The 18917-nt window shown below is 73.0% G+C and carries 16 protein-coding genes; 7 read left to right on the top strand and 9 right to left on the bottom strand.

Features of this window, described 5'->3' with window-relative positions; translation table 11 throughout:
• Window positions 1-56 precede the first annotated feature (56 nt).
• The 4 genes from hutI to hutU all read right to left on the bottom strand — a co-directional run bounded on the left by hutI (window position 57) and on the right by hutU (window position 5621).
• Window positions 57-1229, bottom strand: coding sequence for an imidazolonepropionase (hutI, locus tag ACQY0Z_RS10230; RefSeq protein WP_381725682.1), 1173 nt, complete (start codon window positions 1227-1229; stop codon window positions 57-59).
• Window positions 1230-1261: 32 nt separating this feature from the next.
• Window positions 1262-2605 (bottom strand): formimidoylglutamate deiminase, encoded by a 1344-nt coding sequence (locus tag ACQY0Z_RS10225; protein WP_189895872.1) that lies wholly within the window; start codon window positions 2603-2605, stop codon window positions 1262-1264.
• Window positions 2602-3804 carry an allantoate amidohydrolase gene (locus tag ACQY0Z_RS10220; protein WP_347225164.1) on the bottom strand — a complete coding sequence of 401 codons (1203 nt, stop codon included), beginning with the start codon at window positions 3802-3804 and terminating at the stop codon, window positions 2602-2604. Before ACQY0Z_RS10220 ends, ACQY0Z_RS10225 begins: the two co-directional genes overlap by 4 nt.
• A 152-nt stretch (window positions 3805-3956) precedes the next feature.
• Entirely contained in the window at window positions 3957-5621 is a 1665-nt protein-coding gene (gene hutU / locus ACQY0Z_RS10215; protein WP_439812138.1) for a urocanate hydratase, read from the bottom strand.
• A 121-nt stretch (window positions 5622-5742) separates the two neighbouring features.
• On the opposite strand from hutU, the gene ACQY0Z_RS10210 reads away from it, so the two are divergent.
• Complete coding sequence (locus ACQY0Z_RS10210; protein WP_439812137.1) at window positions 5743-7140, top strand: diaminopimelate decarboxylase; 1398 nt, start codon at window positions 5743-5745, stop codon at window positions 7138-7140.
• Between the two features lie 67 nt (window positions 7141-7207).
• On the opposite strand, the gene ACQY0Z_RS10205 is transcribed toward ACQY0Z_RS10210, so the two are convergent.
• Window positions 7208-7792: a hypothetical protein gene (locus ACQY0Z_RS10205; RefSeq protein WP_439812136.1), complete on the bottom strand. Its 585-nt coding sequence runs from the start codon at window positions 7790-7792 to the stop codon at window positions 7208-7210.
• Window positions 7793-7940: 148 nt separating this feature from the next.
• Window positions 7941-8783 (bottom strand): MurR/RpiR family transcriptional regulator, encoded by an 843-nt coding sequence (locus ACQY0Z_RS10200; protein ID WP_189895879.1) that lies wholly within the window; start codon window positions 8781-8783, stop codon window positions 7941-7943.
• Window positions 8784-9066: 283 nt separating this feature from the next.
• Between ACQY0Z_RS10200 and ACQY0Z_RS10195 the strand changes: the two genes are divergently transcribed.
• Window positions 9067-10779: an LCP family glycopolymer transferase gene (locus tag ACQY0Z_RS10195; RefSeq protein ID WP_439812135.1), complete on the top strand. Its 1713-nt coding sequence runs from the start codon at window positions 9067-9069 to the stop codon at window positions 10777-10779.
• Between the two features lie 109 nt (window positions 10780-10888).
• Entirely contained in the window at window positions 10889-11314 is a 426-nt protein-coding gene (locus ACQY0Z_RS10190; RefSeq protein WP_189896445.1) for a hypothetical protein, read from the top strand.
• Window positions 11315-11755: 441 nt separating this feature from the next.
• Here the strand turns inward: ACQY0Z_RS10190 and ACQY0Z_RS10185 are convergent, their stop codons facing one another.
• The gene (locus tag ACQY0Z_RS10185; protein WP_189895882.1) at window positions 11756-13144 is read right to left on the bottom strand and encodes a cystathionine beta-synthase; all 1389 of its coding nucleotides are present in this window, start codon (window positions 13142-13144) and stop codon (window positions 11756-11758) included.
• A 163-nt stretch (window positions 13145-13307) separates the two neighbouring features.
• Here ACQY0Z_RS10185 and ACQY0Z_RS10180 point away from each other — a divergent pair, with 163 nt between their 5' ends.
• The 3 genes from ACQY0Z_RS10180 to ACQY0Z_RS10170 all read left to right on the top strand — a co-directional run bounded on the left by ACQY0Z_RS10180 (window position 13308) and on the right by ACQY0Z_RS10170 (window position 17000).
• A complete protein-coding gene (locus ACQY0Z_RS10180) occupies window positions 13308-14336 on the top strand; it encodes a GDSL-type esterase/lipase family protein (protein ID WP_189895884.1) in 1029 nt (342 codons plus the stop codon).
• A gap of 387 nt (window positions 14337-14723) precedes the next feature.
• A complete protein-coding gene (locus tag ACQY0Z_RS10175) occupies window positions 14724-15944 on the top strand; it encodes an acetyl-CoA C-acetyltransferase (protein ID WP_189895886.1) in 1221 nt (406 codons plus the stop codon).
• Between the two features lie 279 nt (window positions 15945-16223).
• Window positions 16224-17000 carry a hypothetical protein gene (locus ACQY0Z_RS10170; protein ID WP_189895887.1) on the top strand — a complete coding sequence of 259 codons (777 nt, stop codon included), beginning with the start codon at window positions 16224-16226 and terminating at the stop codon, window positions 16998-17000.
• 72 nt (window positions 17001-17072) lie between these two features.
• Here the strand turns inward: ACQY0Z_RS10170 and ACQY0Z_RS10165 are convergent, their stop codons facing one another.
• Window positions 17073-17384 carry a hypothetical protein gene (locus tag ACQY0Z_RS10165; protein ID WP_189895889.1) on the bottom strand — a complete coding sequence of 104 codons (312 nt, stop codon included), beginning with the start codon at window positions 17382-17384 and terminating at the stop codon, window positions 17073-17075.
• Window positions 17385-17485: 101 nt separating this feature from the next.
• Here ACQY0Z_RS10165 and ACQY0Z_RS10160 point away from each other — a divergent pair, with 101 nt between their 5' ends.
• Window positions 17486-17716 (top strand): DUF4287 domain-containing protein, encoded by a 231-nt coding sequence (locus tag ACQY0Z_RS10160; protein ID WP_033276183.1) that lies wholly within the window; start codon window positions 17486-17488, stop codon window positions 17714-17716.
• 101 nt (window positions 17717-17817) lie between these two features.
• On the opposite strand, the gene ACQY0Z_RS10155 is transcribed toward ACQY0Z_RS10160, so the two are convergent.
• Window positions 17818-18705 carry a Bax inhibitor-1/YccA family protein gene (locus ACQY0Z_RS10155; RefSeq protein WP_189895890.1) on the bottom strand — a complete coding sequence of 296 codons (888 nt, stop codon included), beginning with the start codon at window positions 18703-18705 and terminating at the stop codon, window positions 17818-17820.
• Window positions 18706-18917 lie beyond the last annotated feature (212 nt).

Genomic DNA, 18917 nt, shown 5'->3' with positions numbered 1-18917 from the left:
GCGGCCCGGTTCCTCCGGGCCGCCCTCGAGGAGTTCCAGGGCCTTCCTGCGGCCTTTCAGACCTCCCGTACGCCCCTGCGCCACACGCCCGTGACCAGCGGGACGCCCGGCCGGTAGGCCAGGTGCACATGGCTGGGGGCGTCCAGCATCACCAGGTCCGCGTACGCGCCCGGGACGAGCCGTCCGACGTCGGTGCGCCGCAGCGCCGCCGCCCCGCCCGCGGTGGCCGCCCGGACGGCCTCGTCGGGCGTCATCCCCATGTCCCGTACGGCGAGCGCGATGCAGAACGGCATCGACGAGGTGAAGGACGAACCGGGGTTGCAGTCGGTGGACAGCGCCACGGTCGCCCCCGCGTCCAGCAGCCGCCGGGCGTCGGGCCACCGGGCGCGGGTGGAGAACTCGGCGCCCGGCAGCAGGGTGGCGACGGTGTTTCCGCTCGCCAGCGCGTCCACGTCGGCGTCGGTGAGGTGGGTGCAGTGGTCGGCGCTGGCCGCGTCCAGCTCGACGGCAAGCCGCACCCCGGGGCCGTACGAGAGCTGGTTGGCGTGGACGCGCGGCTGCAGCCCCTTCGCCTTGCCGGCGGTGAGGATCGCGCGGGCCTGGTCGCCGTCGAAGGCGCCCTTCTCGCAGAACACGTCGATCCAACGGGCGTGCGGCGCACAGGCGTTCAGCATCTCTCCCGTGACCAGGGCGACATAGCCGGCCGGGTCGTCGGCGAACTCGGGGGCGACGATGTGCGCGCCGAGGTAGGTGACCTCGTCGGTGTGGGCGGCGGCGAGGCGCAGGGCGCGGGCCTCGTCCTCGACGGTCAGCCCGTAGCCGGACTTGGTCTCGAAGGTCGTGGTGCCCTGCCGCAGCGCCTCCGCGAGATAGCGGGTGAGGTTGGCCTCCAGTTCCGCGTCGCTCGCGGCGCGGGTCGCGGCGACGGTGGTGCGGATGCCGCCCGCGCCGTACGGGCGGCCCGACATCCGGGCGTTGAACTCCTCGGTGCGGTCGCCCGCGAACACCAGGTGGGAGTGGGAGTCGACGAAGCCCGGAAGGACCGCGCGGCCGCCGGCGTCGACCCGGTTGTCAGTGGGGGGTGCTTTGCTGGATTCACCGGTCCACACGACGCGGTCGCCCTCGACGACGACGGCCGCGTCCCGGACCAGGCCGAGGGGGTCCGAGTCGCGGAGGGAGGGGTCGTTGGTGACCAGCGTGGCGATGTTCGTGATGACGGTGGCGCTCATGGTGTCCTCATGGGTCGCGTGCTCATGGGTCGTCAGGCGCGCAGGTCCTGGATCGCCCGCGCGAGGGCTCCGGGCACGTCGGGGACCAGCGTGTGCGCCCCGTCGCGCACCACGTGCCGGCCTGCGACGACCGTGTGCCGCACATCGGCGGCCGTCGCGGCGAATACGGCCGTCTCGGCTCCCAGCCGCGGCAGCGGCCCCGCTGTCCTGACCGAGTCCAGCGCGACGGTGGTGAGGTCGGCGCGCGCCCCGGCCTCGATGACGCCGGTGTCGTCCCAGCCGAGCGCCGCGTGCCCGTCGACGGTGGCCGCACGCAGCAGGGCGGCGGCCGTCCAGTGACCGCGGGTGCGGGTGCGCAGCCGCTCGTCGAGCTCCATCGCGCGCGCCTCCTCGAAGAGGTCGACGACGGCGTGGCTGTCGGAGCCGAGGCTGAGCGGGGAGCCCTCGTTCTGCAGGGCCACGGCGGGTCCGATGCCGTCGGCGAGGTCGCGTTCGGTGGTGGGGCACATGCAGGTGCCGGTGGAGCTGCCGCCGATCAGCGATACGTCCTCGGCGGTGAGGTGGGTGTTGTGCACACCGGTGGTGCGCGGGCCGAGGACGCCGTGCAGGGCGAGGAGCTGGGCGGGCGTGCAGCCGTGGATCTCGTGGCACGCCTCGTTCTCGGCGGTCTGCTCCGACAGATGCACATGGAGGGGGGCGCGCCGCTCCTCCGCCCATCCGGCGACGGTCGCCAACTGGTCGGCGGGTACGGCCCGCACGGAGTGGATAGCCGCCCCGATCCGCGCGTGATCCCGTTCCTTGAGAACTGAACAGCGTTCCGCCCAGGCGTCCGCGGTGCCGTCGGAGAAGCGCAGCTGGTGCCGGTCGGGCGGCCGTCCGAAGCCGGAGGAGAGGTAGGCGGTGTCGAGGAGGGTGATGCGGATGCCGGCCTCGGCGGCGGCCGCGAGCAGCGCCTCCCCCATGGCGTTGGGGTCGGCGTAGGGGGTGCCGCCGGGCGCGTGGTGCACGTAGTGGAACTCTCCGACGGCGGTGATCCCGGCCAGCGCCATCTCGGCGTACACGGCGCGGGCGAGGGCGTGGTAGCTGTCCGGGGTGAGCCGGTCGGCGGTGGCGTACATGACCTCGCGCCAGGTCCAGAAGGTGCCGGAGCCGACCTGGACGGTGGAGCGCAGGGCACGGTGGAAGGCGTGGCTGTGGGCGTTCGCCAGTCCGGGGAGGGTCAGTCCGCGCAGGATCTCGGCGCCGTGCGGGGGCGTGGGGACGCCGGTGCGGACGGCGGCGATGCGCCCGTCCGTCACGTCGAGGGCGACGCCCGGCTCGACATGGGTGCCGAGCCAGGCGTGCTCCAGCCAGTACGTCCGCGGGGTGGCGGTCACGGGGCGGCCAGTCCTTCCAGTACGTCGGCGAGGGCGAGGACCCCGGCCACGCAGTCGTCCTCGGCGGCGGACTCGGCCGGGGAGTGCGAGACGCCGGTGGGGTTCCGTACGAACAGCATGGCGGTCGGGACGCGTCCGGCGAGGATTCCCGCGTCGTGTCCGGCGCCGGTGCCGAGGACGGGCACCTTCAGGCCGGCGTCCTTGCCGAGGATGCGGGCGAGCCGGTCGCGCAGGGCGTGGTCGAACTCGACGACGGGGGTGAAGGACTCGCGCTCCACGTCCAGCTGGACGCCGTGGGCGGCGGCGGACGCGCGAGCGGCCCGCTCCACCCCGCCGACCACCGCGTCCAGGCGCTCCTGGTCGGCGGCGCGGGAGTCGAGCCAGCCACGCACCAGGGAGGGCACGGCGTTGACGCCGTTCGGCTCGACGGCCATCTTGCCGAACGTGGCGACCCCGCCCGCCTGTTCGGCCTCCCGGCGGGCGGCGAGGACGGTCTCCGCGTACGGCAGCATCGGGTCGTGCCGGTCGGCGAGCCGGGTGGTCCCGGCGTGGTTGGCCTCGCCGCGGAAGTCGAACCTCCAGCGGCCGTGCGGCCAGATCGCGGACGCGACGCCGACCGGGTCGCCGGTGAGGTCCAGGGCGCGGCCCTGTTCGACGTGCAGCTCGACGAACGCGCCGATGCGGGCGAGGCGTACGGGGTCGGGGCCGATGGCGTCCGGGTCGTAGCCGGCGGTCTCCAGGGCCTGCGGGAGGGTGATGCCGTCGGCGTCGGTGAGGCGGTGGGCCTGGTCGACGGTGAGCGCGCCCGCGGTGAGCCGGGAGCCGACGCAGGCGAGCCCGAAGCGGGCGCCCTCCTCGTCGCCGAAGTTGACGATGCCGAGGGGCTTTACGGGCCGCACGCCCCGGCGGCGCAGTTCGTCGAGGGCGGCGAAGGCGGAGACGACGCCGAGGGGGCCGTCGAAGGCGCCGCCGTCGGGCACGGAGTCCAGGTGCGACCCGGTGACCACGGCGTCCCCCTCGGCGGGGTCGCCGAGCCAGGCCCACTGGTTGCCGTTGCGGTCCACCTCGTAGGCGAGGCCGCGGCGGCGGGCCTGCTCGCGGAACCAGTCCCGGCAGTCGGCGTCGGCGCCGGTCCAGGCGAACCGGCGGTAGCCACCGCTGGCGGAGTTCCGTCCCACGGGCAGCAGTTGCCGCCACATCTCGTGGAACGAATCAGGCTGTGGGCAGTCGTTCCGCAGGGCGATGGGGGTCCCCCCGCTCGAACGAAGCCGAGAGTGGGGGCGGGTGGGCACAGCCAGATCCGCGGACGGCGACGAACCGCTCGCCTCCACCGAGGAGTTGCCGTTACCCGTCACGCGTCGTCACCCTCACGCATAGGCACCCGGACACCCTTCGCGTCCGCCACCGACTCCGCGATGTCGTACCCGGCGTCCACGTGCCGGATGACACCCATGCCGGGGTCGTTGGTGAGCACGCGGCGGATCTTCTCGCCGGCCAGGGCGGTGCCGTCGGCGACGGTGACCTGCCCCGCGTGGATGGACCGCCCCATGCCGACGCCGCCGCCGTGGTGGATGGACACCCAGGAGGCGCCGGAGGCGACATTGACCATGGCGTTCAGCAGCGGCCAGTCGGCGATCGCGTCGGAGCCGTCGAGCATCGCCTCGGTCTCCCGGTAGGGGGAGGCGACGGAGCCGCAGTCGAGGTGGTCGCGGCCGATGACGACCGGCGCGGACAGCTCGCCGCTCGCGACCATGTCGTTGAAGCGCTCGCCGGCCTTGTCGCGCTCGCCGTAGCCGAGCCAGCAGATGCGGGCGGGCAGGCCCTGGAAGTGGACCCGCTCCCCGGCCATCTTGATCCAGCGGGCGAGGGACTCGTTCTCCGGGAAGAGGTCGAGGATCGCGCGGTCGGTCCTCGCGATGTCGGCGGGGTCGCCGGAGAGTGCGGCCCAGCGGAAGGGGCCCTTGCCCTCGCAGAACAGGGGGCGGATGTAGGCGGGGACGAAGCCGGGGAAGGCGAACGCCCGCTCGTACCCCGCGAGCTGGGCTTCGCCGCGGATGGAGTTGCCGTAGTCGAAGACCTCGGCGCCGGCGTCCTGGAAGCCGACCATCGCCTCGACGTGCCGGGCCATGGACTCGCGGGCGCGGGCGGTGAAGCCGGCCGGGTCCTTGGCGGCCGCGTCGGCCATGTCCTCGAAGGCCGTGCCGAGGGGCAGGTAGGCGAGGGGGTCGTGGGCGGAGGTCTGGTCGGTGACGATGTCGATCGGGGCGCCCATGGCGAGGAGCTGGGGGACGGCCTCGGCCGCGTTGCCGAGGACGCCGATCGACAGGGGGCGGCGGGCGTCGCGGGCCTCGGTGGCGAGCTGGAGGGCGTGGTCGAGGGAGTCGGCCCTCACGTCCAGGTAGCGGTGTTCGATGCGGCGGTCGATGGCACGCGGGTCGCAGTCGACGCAGATCGCGACGCCGTCGTTCATGGTGACCGCGAGCGGCTGGGCGCCGCCCATGCCGCCGAGTCCGGCGGTGAGGGTGATGGTGCCGGCGAGGGAGCCGCCGAAGCGCTTGGCGGCGACGGCGGCGAAGGTCTCGTAGGTGCCCTGGAGGATGCCCTGGGTGCCGATGTAGATCCAGGAGCCGGCGGTCATCTGCCCGTACATGGTCAGGCCGAGCTGCTCCAGGCGGCGGAACTCCTCCCAGTTCGCCCAGTCGCCGACCAGGTTGGAGTTGGCGATGAGGACGCGCGGCGCCCACTCGTGGGTCTGCATGACGCCGACGGGGCGGCCGGACTGGACGAGCAGGGTCTCGTCCTGCCTGAGGGTCCTCAGGGTGCGGACCATGGCGTCGAAGGAGCGCCAGTCGCGGGCGGCCTTGCCGGTGCCGCCGTAGACGACGAGCTTGTCGGGGTGCTCGGCGACCTCGGGGTCGAGGTTGTTGTGCAGCATCCGCAGGGCGGCCTCCTGCTGCCATCCCAGGGCGCTCGGTTCCGTGCCGCGCGGTGCCCGGACGGGGCGGGGTCCTGACATGGGGGGCCTCCAGGTGACCAGGGATGGGACTGCAGATATTCACATCCTCGCGAGCTGAATAGACCTAGTCAATACAGGGGGTGCGTCGGCGCCTCCGTCCGGGGGATGTTTGGCTGGATGCATGCGCGCGAACGAGCAGATGAGTGACAGGGCGGGCGACGTGACGGCCGGGGCCGACCCGCGGGCCGCCGGGCGGGCGGCCCGCCGGGACGCCGCGGTGCGGGCGGCCGTGGAGCAGGGGTTTCTCGACACCGGCGCGCCCCTCGTGGCGCTGCTCGACGTGACGGGCATCCGTGAATCGGCGGCGGACCTGCGGGACGCGTTCGAGGCGGTGACCGCGCCCGGCACGCCGGTGCTGCACGCCTTCGCGGTGAAGGCGAGCCCGCTGGTGCCGGTGCTGCGGCTGCTGCACGAGGAGGGCGTCGGCGCGGAGGTGGCCAGCCCGGGCGAGCTGGCGCTGGCGCGCGCCGCGGGCGTGGAGCCGGGGCGGACGGTGCTGGACTCCCCCGCGAAGACGCTCGCCGAGCTGCGGGAGGCGCTGGAGCTGGGCATCGCCGTCAACGCGGACAACCCGCAGGAGCTGGAGCGGATCGACGCGCTGGTGGCCGGCACGGAGGTCCGCTCGCCGCTGGGCATCCGGGTGAACCCGCAGGTCGGGGGCGGTTCCATCGAGGCGCTGTCGACGGCGACGGCCACCTCGAAGTTCGGTGTGGCGCTGCGGGACGAGGGGGCGCGGGAGTGGGTGGTCCAGGCGTACCTGGACCGTCCGTGGCTGACCCGGCTGCACGCCCACACCGGCTCCCAGGGCATCGCCCTGACGATGATGGCGCGCGGGGTCGCGGAGACGTACGAACTGGCGGAGGAGATCAACCGGCGGGCCGGACGGCAGCAGGTCGACACCCTCGACATCGGCGGCGGACTGCCGGTGAACTTCGCCTCCGAGGAGAGCGGCCCGACGTACGCGGAGTACGCGCGGCTGCTGAAGGAGACGGTGCCCGGGCTGTTCGACGGGCGGTACGGGCTGGTCACCGAGTTCGGCCGGTCGCTGCTGGCCAAGCACGGCACGGTGGTCACGCGCGTGGAGTACGCCAAGAGCGCGGGCGGCCGTCCGGTCGCGGTGACCCACGCGGGCGTGCAGGTCGCGACGCGGACGGTGTACGCGCCGGAGTCGTGGCCGCTGCGGATCGCCGCGTACGACGCGAAGGGGCTGCCCAAGGAGGGCCCGGCGGTCGTCCAGGACGTGGCCGGCCCGGCCTGCTTCGCCGGCGACCTGCTGGCGCGGGGGCAGGAGCTGCCGCTGCTGGAGCAGGGCGACTACGCGGCGGCGCTGGACACCGGCGCGTACTACTTCGCGCACCACTACGCGTACAACTCGCTCCCCCGCCCGGCGATCCTGGGCTTCACCCAGTCCCCCACGGGCGCCGTCACCTTCGCGACGGTCCGCCCGGCCCAGCGGATCGAGGAGATCGTGACGGAGTCGGGAGCGGCCCACGCGGATGCCCTGACGGGTCTGAGCTGACCCGCCCGGGGTGTGACATCGCCCGGCCGTCCCGGGCGCGTGACCGCCACGCGCCCGGGGTGGTCGGTCAGGCGGCCGTCGCCAGCTTCCGCCGCGCTCCGCCCGGGGCCGCGTCGCCCGCCGCGATGCCCGTCGTGCGGTAGGCCTTCACGGCGCGGCCGGCCGGGCGGCCCGCGCCCCTGCGGAGCCAGTCGACCCGGACCCACAGCAGTACGTCGTCGGCGCGTTCCAGGCGGCCGATCCATGCCGCCTTCAGCCACAGGCCCACGCCGCACCCGGCGAGCAGCAGGCCGGCCGCGGCGGGCGCCGCGAGGGAAGAGCCGAGCGCGGCGACGAAGGCGATCAGCAGCCACCAGCGGTGCGCCCGGCGCCAGTTGCGCGCGGTGACCGCGCGGTCCTGCAGCACGTCGTGCCGGCCGGCCCGGGCCGCCGCGCGGGCCAGGGCGCGGTACCGGCCCCGCCGCGTCAGCGCCACCAGCGCCGCGGCCACGAGGAACAGCGCGGCTCCACCGAGCGCGCCGATCCGCAGCCCCGTCAGGCCCGGCACGAACGCCCCGGCGCCCGCGGCGACGACTCCCAGCCACCACAGTGGCGCGGCTCCGGCCCGTACGACGACGGCCACCCGGGCCAGCCCCTGTCCTCCGCGCGTCACGTCCAGCCTCCCGTCTTCCGATTCCTGAGGAAGTCCATCTGTGGCAAGTCCCTTACCTGGGGAACGCCTGTGAGGGAAGTCCCCTGCGAACGGACGCTAGCGGGGCAAGCTGAGACGATTCTGAGAAGACGCGGGGTCGGCTCGCGCGTCATTCCACGAACAGCCCCCGCGCCGCCGCCCGGGCGTCGAACTCCTCGAGCCGCGCCTGCGCGTCGGGCAGGTCGTCGCACATGGCCTCCAGCAGCACCCGCCCCAGCAGCATCGGCGCGCACGCGGTGTCGAACACCAGCGCCGTGCCGACGGCGGCCGGCAGCAGCAGGTCGGACGTCTTGGCGACGGGCGCGAACGGCGAGTCGGCGACGGTGACGACGGTCAGTCCGGACTCCTTGGCGTGGACGAGCGCGTCGAGCACCTCGCGCGGATGCCGCGGCAGCGCGAAACACAGCAGCGCCGACGCCCCCGCGCGCACGGCCGCGTCGATCCGGTCGAGCAGCATGGTGCCGCCCTCGTTGAGCAGTCGTACGTCCGGGTGGACCTTGGCGGCGAAGTAGGCGAAGCCGTGCGCCTGGGCGGCGGCCGCCCGCAGGCCGAGCACGGGCAGCGGCCGGCTCTCCGCGAGCACCCGCCCCGCGCGCCGCACGGGCTCGGGGTCGGCCAGCACCTCCGCGAGATGCCGCAGGTTCTCGATCTCTGCCTCGACGGCCTGCTGGTACTCGTTGGACGAGCCGGCGTCGGGAGCGGGTTCGGCCGGCGCGACCTCGCGCAGGTAGCGGCGCAGCGCGGGGTAGCCGTCGAAGCCGAGGGCGACCGCGAAGCGGGTCACGGACGGCTGGCTCACCCCGGCCAGCTCGGCCAGCTCCACGCTGGACAGGAACGGCACGTCGGCGGCGCGCCGCACCATGCTGTGCGCGATGCGCCGCTGCGTGGGCGTCAGCCGGTGCCCCTCGAAGAGCGCCTGGAGACGCGCCGCGGGGCTCTCGGTGCCGCTCATGACCTGACTCCCCCTCGGCCGTCCCCGGCCCATTCATCCGTCCTGACTTCTGCATGCCGTTATACAGGCGAACGCCCCACCGCGCCGGGCGGGCGCCGGACCCGGCACGGATCACGCCATGTCCGGGATCCGGAACCCTCTTCTCCGACACGTCCGGATCTCGACGATTTCGCCACGAGGTCCGCCCGGCCGGGAACGGCCGGATAGCGTAAGTCGTCGAACATGTAAGCAATTTAAGACTCAGGTGCCCCACGGGGCACAGGGCGCAGGAGTGGGTGGGGGCGTGGACGCGCAGAGTCGTGGGCGGGCGGAAGGGGCCGATCCCGCCGACCAGTGGGTGCTCAATCCGCAGACCGGTGACTACGAACTGAGGCTGGACGGCGGGCCGCCGCCGGCACCTCCGGCGCCCTCGGTGCCGCGCCAGCGCACCCCCCGGGCGCCCGGCCCGCGCCCCGGCGGCACGCGCGAGCGCGCCCCGGGCCCGCCCGAGCGGGACGAGGACACCGCCCCCGACGGCCCCCGCGACTCCCACCGCCGCAAGCGCAAGCAGCCGAAGAGGTCCGGCAGGCGCAAGGCGCTCATGTGGACCGGGGGCGTGATGGGCCTGGTGCTCGTGGGCGGCTCGGCGTTCGCGTACTACTGGTGGGACCGCCTGTACGGGAACATCGACACCGTCGACATCGGGGACGTCGGCAGCGACACCGTCCTCGGGGACGGCCCGGCCAACATCCTGGTCATCGGCAACGACGTCCGCACCGGCAAGGGCAACGAGGCGTACGGCAACCGGGACAACGTGACCGGGCACGCCGACACCACGCTGCTGTTCCACGTCGCCGGGGACCGGTCCAACGCGACGGTGGTGAGCATCCCCCGCGACCTGATGACCGAGATACCGGACTGCGAGACCCGGCAGTCCGACGGCTCGACGAAGACGATCCCCGGCTCGGACGGCACCACCCGGTTCAACGAGTCGTACGGCGTCGAGGGCCGCGACCCCGGCTGCACCATGCGCACGGTCGAGCAGCTGACCGGCCTGGACGTGGACCACTTCATGATGTTCGACTTCAACGCCGTCAAGACGCTGTCCACGGCGGTCGGCGGCGTCGAGGTGTGCCTGGAGGAGCCCCTGAAGGACACCTCGGGCGGCACCAAGCTCGACCTGCCGGAGGGCAAGAGCGTCATCCAGGGCGAGGAGGCGCTGTCCTTCCTGCGCAACCGGCACGGGCTGAAGAACGAGAGCGACCTGGACCGGATCGGGATGCAGCAGAAGTTCGTCGCGTCGATGCTGCGCCGCCTCAAGGAGGACACGCTCAGCAGCCCGTCGAAGATGCTGGACGTCGCCGACGCGGCCACCAAGTCCCTCACCGTGGACAAGGGCATCGGCAGCCCCACCAAGCTGCTCACCCTCGCCAAGGAGCTCGGCAAGATCGACCTGAAGAACATCACCCTGATGACGCTCCCGGTCGTCGACAACCCGGACGAGCCGACGCCCGTCACCGTCGTGCCGGACCCGGTGAAGGCGCCGCAGGTGTTCTCCATGCTCCAGGACGACGTGTCGTTCACCGAGGTGAAGAAGCAGCAGAAGAAGGCCAAGGACAAACAGGAAGCGCTGCTGAAGGGCGCGCGGGCCGAGGCGTCCGCCGTGCGCGTCGACGTCCTCAACGGCGGCGGCCCGCAGGGCGCGGCCGGGGAGACGGTCGCCTGGCTGCAGAACAGCCAGGGGGTGCCCCTCTCGGCGAACCAGGGCAACGCCCCCGCGAAGGTCGCCCGCACCCAGCTCGTGTACGCCCCGGACCAGGCGGACCAGGCGCGCAAGCTCGCCGACCTGATGGGCCTGCCGGCCGCCGCGATGAAGCCCACGGCGGACGCCGGCGGCGACGGACCGATGACGCTGACCCTCGGCCCCGACTTCAAGAAGGCCGGGGTGCCGATCGCGACGCCGAAGAAGGTCGACGTCCCGCAGTCCCGCGCCGACGAGAAGATGTGCAAGGGCTGAGGCCCGGTCGGCGTGCGCGAACCGGGGAACGGCGGCCCGAGGGCGGGAACGGGGGTTACCCCCAGTGCGGGCCGCCTCCCGCGTGCCTACCTTGTGAGGCATGACCGGAATGGACGCGCGGGACGCCGAGCTCAAGAAGGAACTCCACGCCTCCCTGCAGGCCCGCAGGGAACTGGGCGAGGACTACGAGACCGCCCTGGTCGACTCGTTCCTGGAGAAGGTCGACCAGCGCATCGACGGCGCCGTGGAGCGCCGGGTCCGCCGGCAGCTCGCCGAGCAGCGGCTGACGTCCGCCCGGGACGCGCGGGCGCCGAAGGCCACGGACTCCTGGGGCGAGCGGTTCGGCTTCGGGATCGTGTCGCTGGTGCTGGCGGTGCCGCTGTCCGCGATCGGCGGGGGCGTGGCCGACCTGCCCGGCCTGCTGGTCGCCTGGGCGGGGATCGTCGGCGTGAACGTCGTCCAGGCCGTGCGCACCAACCCGGGGCTGTTCCGCGGCCGTCGCTCCACGCGGGACGACGACGCCTGGGAGGACTGAGCGGGGGGCTCGGCGTACGCGCCGGGGGAAAGATGTGCGCGGGGACCGCCGCACCCCCGTTGCCGGGGGGCGGGACGACGGCGGTCCCCGCGAACACGCGCTGCGCCACGGGCGTAGTGCGTTTCACAGGCGTCCATGGAGGTCCGGGAGCCGCTCCGGAGGTCCTGCGACGCCGTGTGAGCCGCCGGCCGGAACGGGGAGCCGCTCCCGTCCCGCCGACATCCACCACTGTGCCGGAGCTGTGTTAACCGAGTGCTGCGCGGGCGTGACGTGCTCGTACCACTTCTCGGAAGTCCCGCCTCTGGGGTCCGGGACCTGGGTGCGGGCCGTCGTGGGTTGCGCGCGCAGTCCCCCGCGCCCCTTCGGGACGCGGGGACCGCAGCACCCCTCAGGGGACGCGGGAACTGCGCGATCAGCCCCCGCCCCGCCGCGGACGACCTCTCAGGCGCCGTTCTTGGCCAGGAAGGACAGCAGGTCCTGACGGCTCACCACGCCCGTCGGCTTGCCCTCCACCAGCACGATCGCCGCGTCCGCCTTGCCCAGCACGGCCATCAGGTCCGCGACCGGCTCACCGGAGCCGACCTGCGGCAGCGGCGCGGACATGTGCTTCTCCAGCGGGTCGTCCAGCGACGCGCTCTTGCTGAACAGCGCGTCCAGCAGCTCACGCTCCACGACCGAGCCGACGACCTCCGCGGCCATCACGTCCGGGTGGCCGGCGCCCGGCTTCACGACCGGCATCTGCGAGACGCCGTACTCGCGCAGCACCTCGATGGCCTGGCCGACGGTCTCGTCCGGGTGCATGTGGACGAGGGACGGGATGTGGCCGCCCTCCTTGTCGTCCAGGACGTCGGCGACGCGGGCGCTCGGGCCGCTGTCCTCGAGGAAGCCGTAGTCGGCCATCCACTCGTCGTTGAAGATCTTGCTGAGGTAACCGCGGCCGCTGTCCGGCAGCAGCACGACGACGACGTCGTCCTCGCCGAGCCGGGAGGCCACCTCCAGCGCCGCCACGACCGCCATGCCGCAGGAGCCGCCCACCAGCAGTCCCTCCTCCTTCGCGAGGCGGCGGGTCATCTGGAAGGAGTCCTTGTCGGAGACGGCGACGATCTCGTCCGCGACGTCACGGTCGTAGGCGGTCGGCCAGAAGTCCTCGCCGACGCCCTCCACCAGGTACGGGCGGCCGGAGCCGCCGGAGTACACCGAGCCCTCGGGGTCCGCGCCGATGACCTTGACGCGGCCGTCGCTGGCCTCCTTGAGGTAGCGGCCGGTGCCGGAGATGGTGCCGCCGGTGCCGACGCCGGCCACGAAGTGGGTGATCTTCCCCTCGGTCTGCTCCCACAGCTCGGGGCCGGTGGAGTGGTAGTGCGACAGGGGGTTGTTCGGGTTGGAGTACTGGTCCGGCTTCCAGGCGCCCGGCGTCTCACGGACCAGCCGGTCGGAGACGTTGTAGTACGAGTCGGGGTGCTCGGGGGCCACGGCCGTCGGGCAGACGACGACCTCGGCGCCGTACGCGCGCAGGACGTTGATCTTGTCCGTGGAGACCTTGTCCGGGCAGACGAAGATGCACTTGTAGCCCTTCTGCTGGGCCACGATGGCGAGTCCGACGCCGGTGTTGCCGCTGGTCGGCTCGACGATGGTGCCGCCGGGCTTCAGCTCGCCGCTCTTCTCGGCCGCCTCGATCATGCGCAGGGCGATGCGGTCCTTCACGGAGCCGCCCGGGTTGAAGTACTCCACCTTGGCCAGGACGGTGGCCCTGATGCCCTTGGTCACGCTGTTGAGCCGCACCAGCGGGGTGTTGCCGACGAGGCTGATCATCGAGTCGTGGAATTGCACCGTTGTCTCCGGATGCTGCAAAAGAGGTGGTCGTGGTGGTGATGCCAGCCTAGGCCCTTCCCGCCGCACTACCCGGCCGGGTCGTTCACTCCCCGTCGGGATTGGACCACCGTCCGTACGGGGCAAGACCTGGGTGTACGGCTACGAGGAGGTGGCGGCGAGCATGACGGGCATGTCGAGGGCGCGGGTGGCCCGGCGCATCGCGGCCGGCGCCGCGTACGGCGGCGGGGGGATCGGGCTGGCCGGCGCGGCGGCGGTGGGGGTGCTGCTCGCGGAGATGCAGCTGGCCCGGCGCCGGGTGGGCAACGGCGCGACTCCTCACGTGCCCCACGCGGACGGGCTGTACGGCGCCTCCTACACGGTGCCGGGCGATCCGGCGCTGCGGCTGACGATGCTGGGCGACTCCACGGCGGCCGGGCAGGGCGTGCACCGGGCCGGGCAGACGCCGGGCGCGCTGCTCGCCTCCGGGGTGGCGGCGATCGCGGAACGTCCGGTGGGGCTGTCCACGGTCGCGGTGCCGGGTGCCTGCTCGGACGACCTGGACCGGCAGGTGAGCCGGGCGCTGGCGGACCCGTCGCGGGTGCCGGACATCTGCGTGATCATGGTCGGCGCCAACGACGTCACCCATCGCATGCCGCCCACCCGCTCCGTGCGGCACCTCGCGGCGGCGGTGCGGCGGCTGCGGACGGCCGGCGCGGAGGTGGTGGTCGGCACGTGCCCGGATCTCGGCACGATCGAGCCGGTACGGCAGCCGCTGCGCTGGCTGGCCCGCCGCGCCTCACGGCAGCTCGCGGCGGCGCAGACGATCGGCGTGGTCGAGCAGGGCGGGCGCACGGTGTCGCTGGGCGACCTGCTGGGCCCGGAGTTCGCGGCGAACCCGCGGGAGCTGTTCGGCCCGGACAACTACCACCCCTCGGCGGAGGGGTACGCGACGGCGGCGATGGCGGTCCTGCCGACGGTGTGCGCGGCGCTGGGGCTGTGGCCGGCGGATGAGGAGCGTCCGGACGCGGCGCGCCGCGAGGGGTTCCTGCCGGTGGCGCGGGCGGCGGCGGAGGCCGCGTCGGAGGCGGGTACGGAGGTCACGGCGGCGATGCCGACGGGGCCTCGGGGCGCCTGGGCCCTCCTCAAGCGCCGCCGGCGCCGGAGGGTGACGGAGTCGGAGCCGGAACCGTCCACGCAGCCGTCCCCGTGACCCACCTCGCTCCTCCGCGACGCCGGGTGCGGGTAGTCCATGGCTGGTCGCGCAGTTCCCCGCGCCCCTGAGGATGCTTCCGCAGCTGCGGGCAGACGTGCCCCAGGCGGCACGGGTGGGCGCAGCGGCACCCATTCGACGCCGGGCGCGCGGGCAGTCCGTGGCTGGTCGCAGTTCCCCGCGCCCCTGAGGGACGCTTCGGCCACGGCCGCTGGAGGGGCGCCGCTGCCGTTGACCGACCCACCCCCAGGCCACCAAAAAGCAAGCGCTTAGAAAGTTGCGGCCCATCTCACACCCCGACACGCGTGACCGCACGCATACGTACCGGTAACTTCCCAACGGACGCCGCCCAGCGCCACGCCGCACCCTCTTCACTCTGGAGCCGTGATGCCCGAAGCCGTGATCGTTTCCGCCGCCCGCTCCCCCATCGGCCGCGCCTTCAAGGGCTCGCTCAAGGACCTGCGGCCGGACGACCTGACCGCCACGATCATCCAGGCGGCCCTCGCCAAGGTCCCCGAGCTGGACCCGAGGGACATCGACGACCTGATGCTCGGCTGCGGTCTGCCCGGCGGCGAGCAGGGCAACAACCTCGGCCGGGTCGTCGCCGTGCAGATGGGCATGGACCACCTCCCCGGCTGCACGATCACCCGCTACTGCTCCTCCTCCCTGCAGACCTCCCGCATGGCGCTGCACGCCATCAAGGCCGGCGAGGGCGACGTCTTCATCTCGGCCGGCGTCGAGACGGTCTCGCGTTTCGTGAAGGGCAACTCCGACAGCCTCCCGGACACGCACAACCCGCTGTTCGCCGAGGCCGAGGCCCGTACCGCCGAGGTCGCCCAGCAGGAGGGCACCACCTGGCACGACCCGCGTGAGGACGGCCTGGTCCCCGACCCGTACATCGCGATGGGCCAGACCGCGGAGAACCTCGCCCGCTGGAAGGGCGTCACGCGCCAGGAGATGGACGAGTTCGGCGTCCGCTCGCAGAACCTCGCCGAGGAAGCCATCAAGAACGGCTTCTGGGAGCGCGAGATCACCCCGGTGACGCTGCCCGACGGCACGGTCGTCAGCAAGGACGACGGCCCCCGCGCCGGCGTCACCATGGAGGGCGTCTCCGGCCTGAAGCCCGTCTTCCGCCCCGACGGCCTGGTCACCGCCGGCAACTGCTGCCCGCTCAACGACGGCGCCGCCGCGCTCGTCGTCATGAGCGACACCAAGGCCCGCGAGCTGGGCCTGACCCCGCTGGCCCGGATCGTGTCCACCGGCGTCTCCGGCCTCTCCCCGGAGATCATGGGCCTCGGCCCGGTCGAGGCGAGCAAGCAGGCCCTGAAGCGGGCCGGCCTGACCGTCGACGACATCGACCTGTTCGAGATCAACGAGGCGTTCGCCGCCCAGGTGATCCCCTCCTACAAGGACCTGGGCATCCCGCTGGAGAAGCTGAACGTCAACGGCGGCGCCATCGCCGTCGGCCACCCCTTCGGCATGACCGGCGCCCGCATCACCGGCACGCTCATCAACTCCCTGCAGTTCCACGACAAGCAGTTCGGTCTGGAGACCATGTGCGTCGGCGGCGGCCAGGGCATGGCGATGGTCATCGAGCGCCTGAGCTGACCCCCGCGCGCCGCTGAGTCACCGAGGCGGCACACCGCGTGAGAAAACGGCCCGGCACCCCCGTTCCCCGGGGCGCCGGGCCGTTCTGTGATCCAAATTCCCCCAGGATGTGACCTACGCCTCGCGGACGGGGTATTCGCGCAGGTCACGGAAGCCCGACCGGGCCTCCACACCCCGTCGGACTGTCCGATTCGTGACGTTACGCACTGACAGATGGTTAGTCCGCCCTTCAAGCTGATGTAGGAAGTCGGGGGTCGACTGTGAACCGGGAGTACGTCAGTGAGCGCCATGCCGATCGCCCTGCTGATCACCACGGCCGCCACCGGCGCCGTGGGCGTCGCCGTCCTGCGCAGCGTGCTCGTGCTGCGCCGACAGGTCACGGCACTGCACACCGAGCTGGCCAGGAGCCGGGCCACGGCCCGGGCCCAGGTCCCGCCCGCCCGCTCGGCGGGACCGGACGAGATACGCGCCGCGGTCGCCGAGGCGCTCGCCGAGGAGCGCGAGCGCGAGCTGGCCGAGGCGCGGGCGTTCTGGGCCGCCCAGGAGGCCCGTGACGCCTCGGACGGCCCGTCCCTGCTGGGTCTGCCCGACAGTGAGCTGTTCCTGCCCCGGCAGGCCGATTTCGCGGGGCTGGAGCCGGCCGTCGAGCCCGGCGGCGACACCGAGGAGCACGCCGGGGACTCCCCCGAGCTGGCCGCGGCCCGCCGCCGTCACCCCTCGCACCCGGACTTCGTGCCGCACTCCTCGCCGGTCGTGGGCGACCACGAGCGCACGGTGGAGGTGCTGGAGGAGCTGGCGGCCGCGCGCACCGAGCTGACCGACGTCCGCCCGGGCCCGCTGGGCACCCTGGACGTGTACGTGTTCGCCGACGGCACCACGCTGTGCATGACGCCGGGCCACCGCGAGACCGCGGACCGGCTGGCGGAGGCGCTGCGCGCGGGCGAGACGCCGTTCCTGCTGGGCGGCTCCGGCATCTCCGGGGCGTACACGCTGACGTTCTCGTGCGGCGAGGACAGCGTCTACATCCTCGCGGACCGCGTCATCGCGTCGCTGTAGGTCCCATGGTTCTTGACGCCCCCGGCGTTCCGGGGGCGCCCCTGTACCGCCCGGCGCACGCCCCTCGCGGGGTCACACACCCGCGCGCTCGCGTGCCTCCTCCACGAGCCGGGCGGCTTCGGCCACTTCCTCGTCGCTTTTCAGCACGAGGGCGAAGTCGTGTCCGGCGACCGTGATCTGGTCCGCGGCGGCGAACATGCCCGCGTCCGGCATCTCGCGCGGCTCGGTCCCCGGCTCCTCGACGAGCTGGGTGCGCCGCGCCAACTCCCTGGCCAGGGCGAGCGCCTCGGCCGCCGCCCCCCGCTGCAGCCGGCTCTGCGGCGCGGCCCGCAGGCGGTCGGCGAAATGATCCACGGCACGGATGAAGGGCGTCGTATCAACCACGCGGCGAGCGTACGCGGCGCGGCAGGACTGTTGCCAACGGACGGGTGCTCGGGCACGGTGACCTGAAGGACCGGCTTGTATCCCAGCGTCCGGAGGCGCCGATGTCCCAAGTCTTCTCCGCAGAGACCCACCGCAACATGCTCGCCCGCATCCCGCACTGCACCGGTCGTGAGATCTCCGACTGGCTGCGCACCGTCGAGGAAGGCCCGGCGCTCGTCCGCTTCGAGGAGAAGGTCAGCTGGCTGAGGCACGAGTACGACCTGGCGTACGGCCACGCCAAGGCGATCGTGCACGAGTACGACCTGCGGAGGGCGGCGCGCCGGCTGCTCTAGCCGGCGCCCGGCCCGTCCCCCCGGAACGGCCCCGAGACACGGCGAAGGGCCCCGGTCGGAACCGGGGCCCTTCGTCATGCCGTGCGGTTGACGCCGGGGCGTCAGTCGCTGTTGAGGATCGAGATGAGCCGCAGGAACTCGAGGTAGATCCACACCAGGGTCAGCGTGAGGCCGAAGGCGGCGAGCCAGGCCTCCTCACGCGGGGCCCCGTAGGCGATGCCGTCCTCGACCTGCTTGAAGTCCAGGGCGAGGAAGCAGGCGCCGAGGATGATGCCGATGACGCCGAACAGGACGCCGAGGGCGCCGCTGCGGAAGCCGAGGCCGTCGCCGCCGCCGATCACCGCGAACAGCAGGTTCACGGCCATCAGCAGGATGAAGCCGAGGGCGGCCGCCATGACGAAGCCGTAGAAGCGGCGGTTGACGCGGATCCACCCGGCCTTGTAGGCCACCAGCACACCGGCGAACACCGCCATGGTGCCGATCACGGCCTGCATGGCCGCGCCGTCGGCGATGCGGTTGTCGACGATGCTGGAGATGACGCCGAGGAACACACCCTCGAACGCGGCGTACGTCAGGATCAGCGCGGGCGAGGCCTTGCGCTTGAAGGACTGGACGAGCGCCAGGACCATGCCGATCAGGGCGGCGCCGATGCCGATGCCGTAGGACCGGCTGATGTTGGCGTCGTCGACCGGCAGCAGCGCCCAGGAGAGCGCCGCGGCGACGACGAGCACGCCCAGCGTGGTGGCCGTGCGCATCACGACGTCGTCGATCGTCATCCGGCCGGCCGCGGCGGGGGCCTGCGGCGGCGCGCCGTACTGCTGCTGCTGCGCGTACGGGTTCTGGGCGTACGGGTTGCCCGTCGGCTGTGCGTACGGGTTGGCCTGCGTGGCGACTGCGGGGCCCCCGGCCTGCGGCGCGGTGTTGAAGCCCGCGTAGCCGTTGTCGCGGCCGAACCCCCGTCGCGAGAAGACCGGGTTACTGCTCCTCATTTCACTCCTCCATGGCCACTCGGTGCGGCCTTGGCTCAAGAGTAATAGGTAGGCAAAGGAATGACCCTAATGCTTGGGGAGGATCTTTCCCTCGTTGTGCTGCGCAACACGCTACGCGTCCTGGTGATTCCCTTCACGGCGGGTGACGCACCGGTACCGAGCCGGTACCTGCCCGGAACCGGCCGGAGACAGTGACCGGCCGGTGGTCGGCC

The sequence above is a fragment of the Streptomyces sp. P9-2 genome, from assembly GCF_051903975.1.
In the GTDB taxonomy this organism is placed as follows: domain Bacteria; phylum Actinomycetota; class Actinomycetes; order Streptomycetales; family Streptomycetaceae; genus Streptomyces; species Streptomyces cellulosae.
This window is presented reverse-complemented; position numbering and strand designations above follow the sequence as displayed.

Excerpts from the sequence above, each read along its gene's own strand:
- ACQY0Z_RS10155 (WP_189895890.1), bottom strand. The coding sequence starts at position 18,705 with ATGAGGAGCAGTAACCCGGTCTTCTCGCGACGGGGGTTCGGCCGCGAC.
- ACQY0Z_RS10180 (WP_189895884.1), top strand. The coding sequence starts at position 13,308 with ATGACGGGCATGTCGAGGGCGCGGGTGGCCCGGCGCATCGCGGCCGGC.
- ACQY0Z_RS10160 (WP_033276183.1), top strand. The coding sequence starts at position 17,486 with ATGTCCCAAGTCTTCTCCGCAGAGACCCACCGCAACATGCTCGCCCGC.
- ACQY0Z_RS10220 (WP_347225164.1), bottom strand. The coding sequence starts at position 3,804 with ATGTGGCGGCAACTGCTGCCCGTGGGACGGAACTCCGCCAGCGGTGGC.
- ACQY0Z_RS10175 (WP_189895886.1), top strand. The coding sequence starts at position 14,724 with ATGCCCGAAGCCGTGATCGTTTCCGCCGCCCGCTCCCCCATCGGCCGC.
- ACQY0Z_RS10200 (WP_189895879.1), bottom strand. The coding sequence starts at position 8,783 with ATGAGCGGCACCGAGAGCCCCGCGGCGCGTCTCCAGGCGCTCTTCGAG.
- hutU (WP_439812138.1), bottom strand. The coding sequence starts at position 5,621 with ATGTCAGGACCCCGCCCCGTCCGGGCACCGCGCGGCACGGAACCGAGC.
- ACQY0Z_RS10210 (WP_439812137.1), top strand. The coding sequence starts at position 5,743 with ATGCGCGCGAACGAGCAGATGAGTGACAGGGCGGGCGACGTGACGGCC.
- hutI (WP_381725682.1), bottom strand. The coding sequence starts at position 1,229 with ATGAGCGCCACCGTCATCACGAACATCGCCACGCTGGTCACCAACGAC.
- ACQY0Z_RS10190 (WP_189896445.1), top strand. The coding sequence starts at position 10,889 with ATGGACGCGCGGGACGCCGAGCTCAAGAAGGAACTCCACGCCTCCCTG.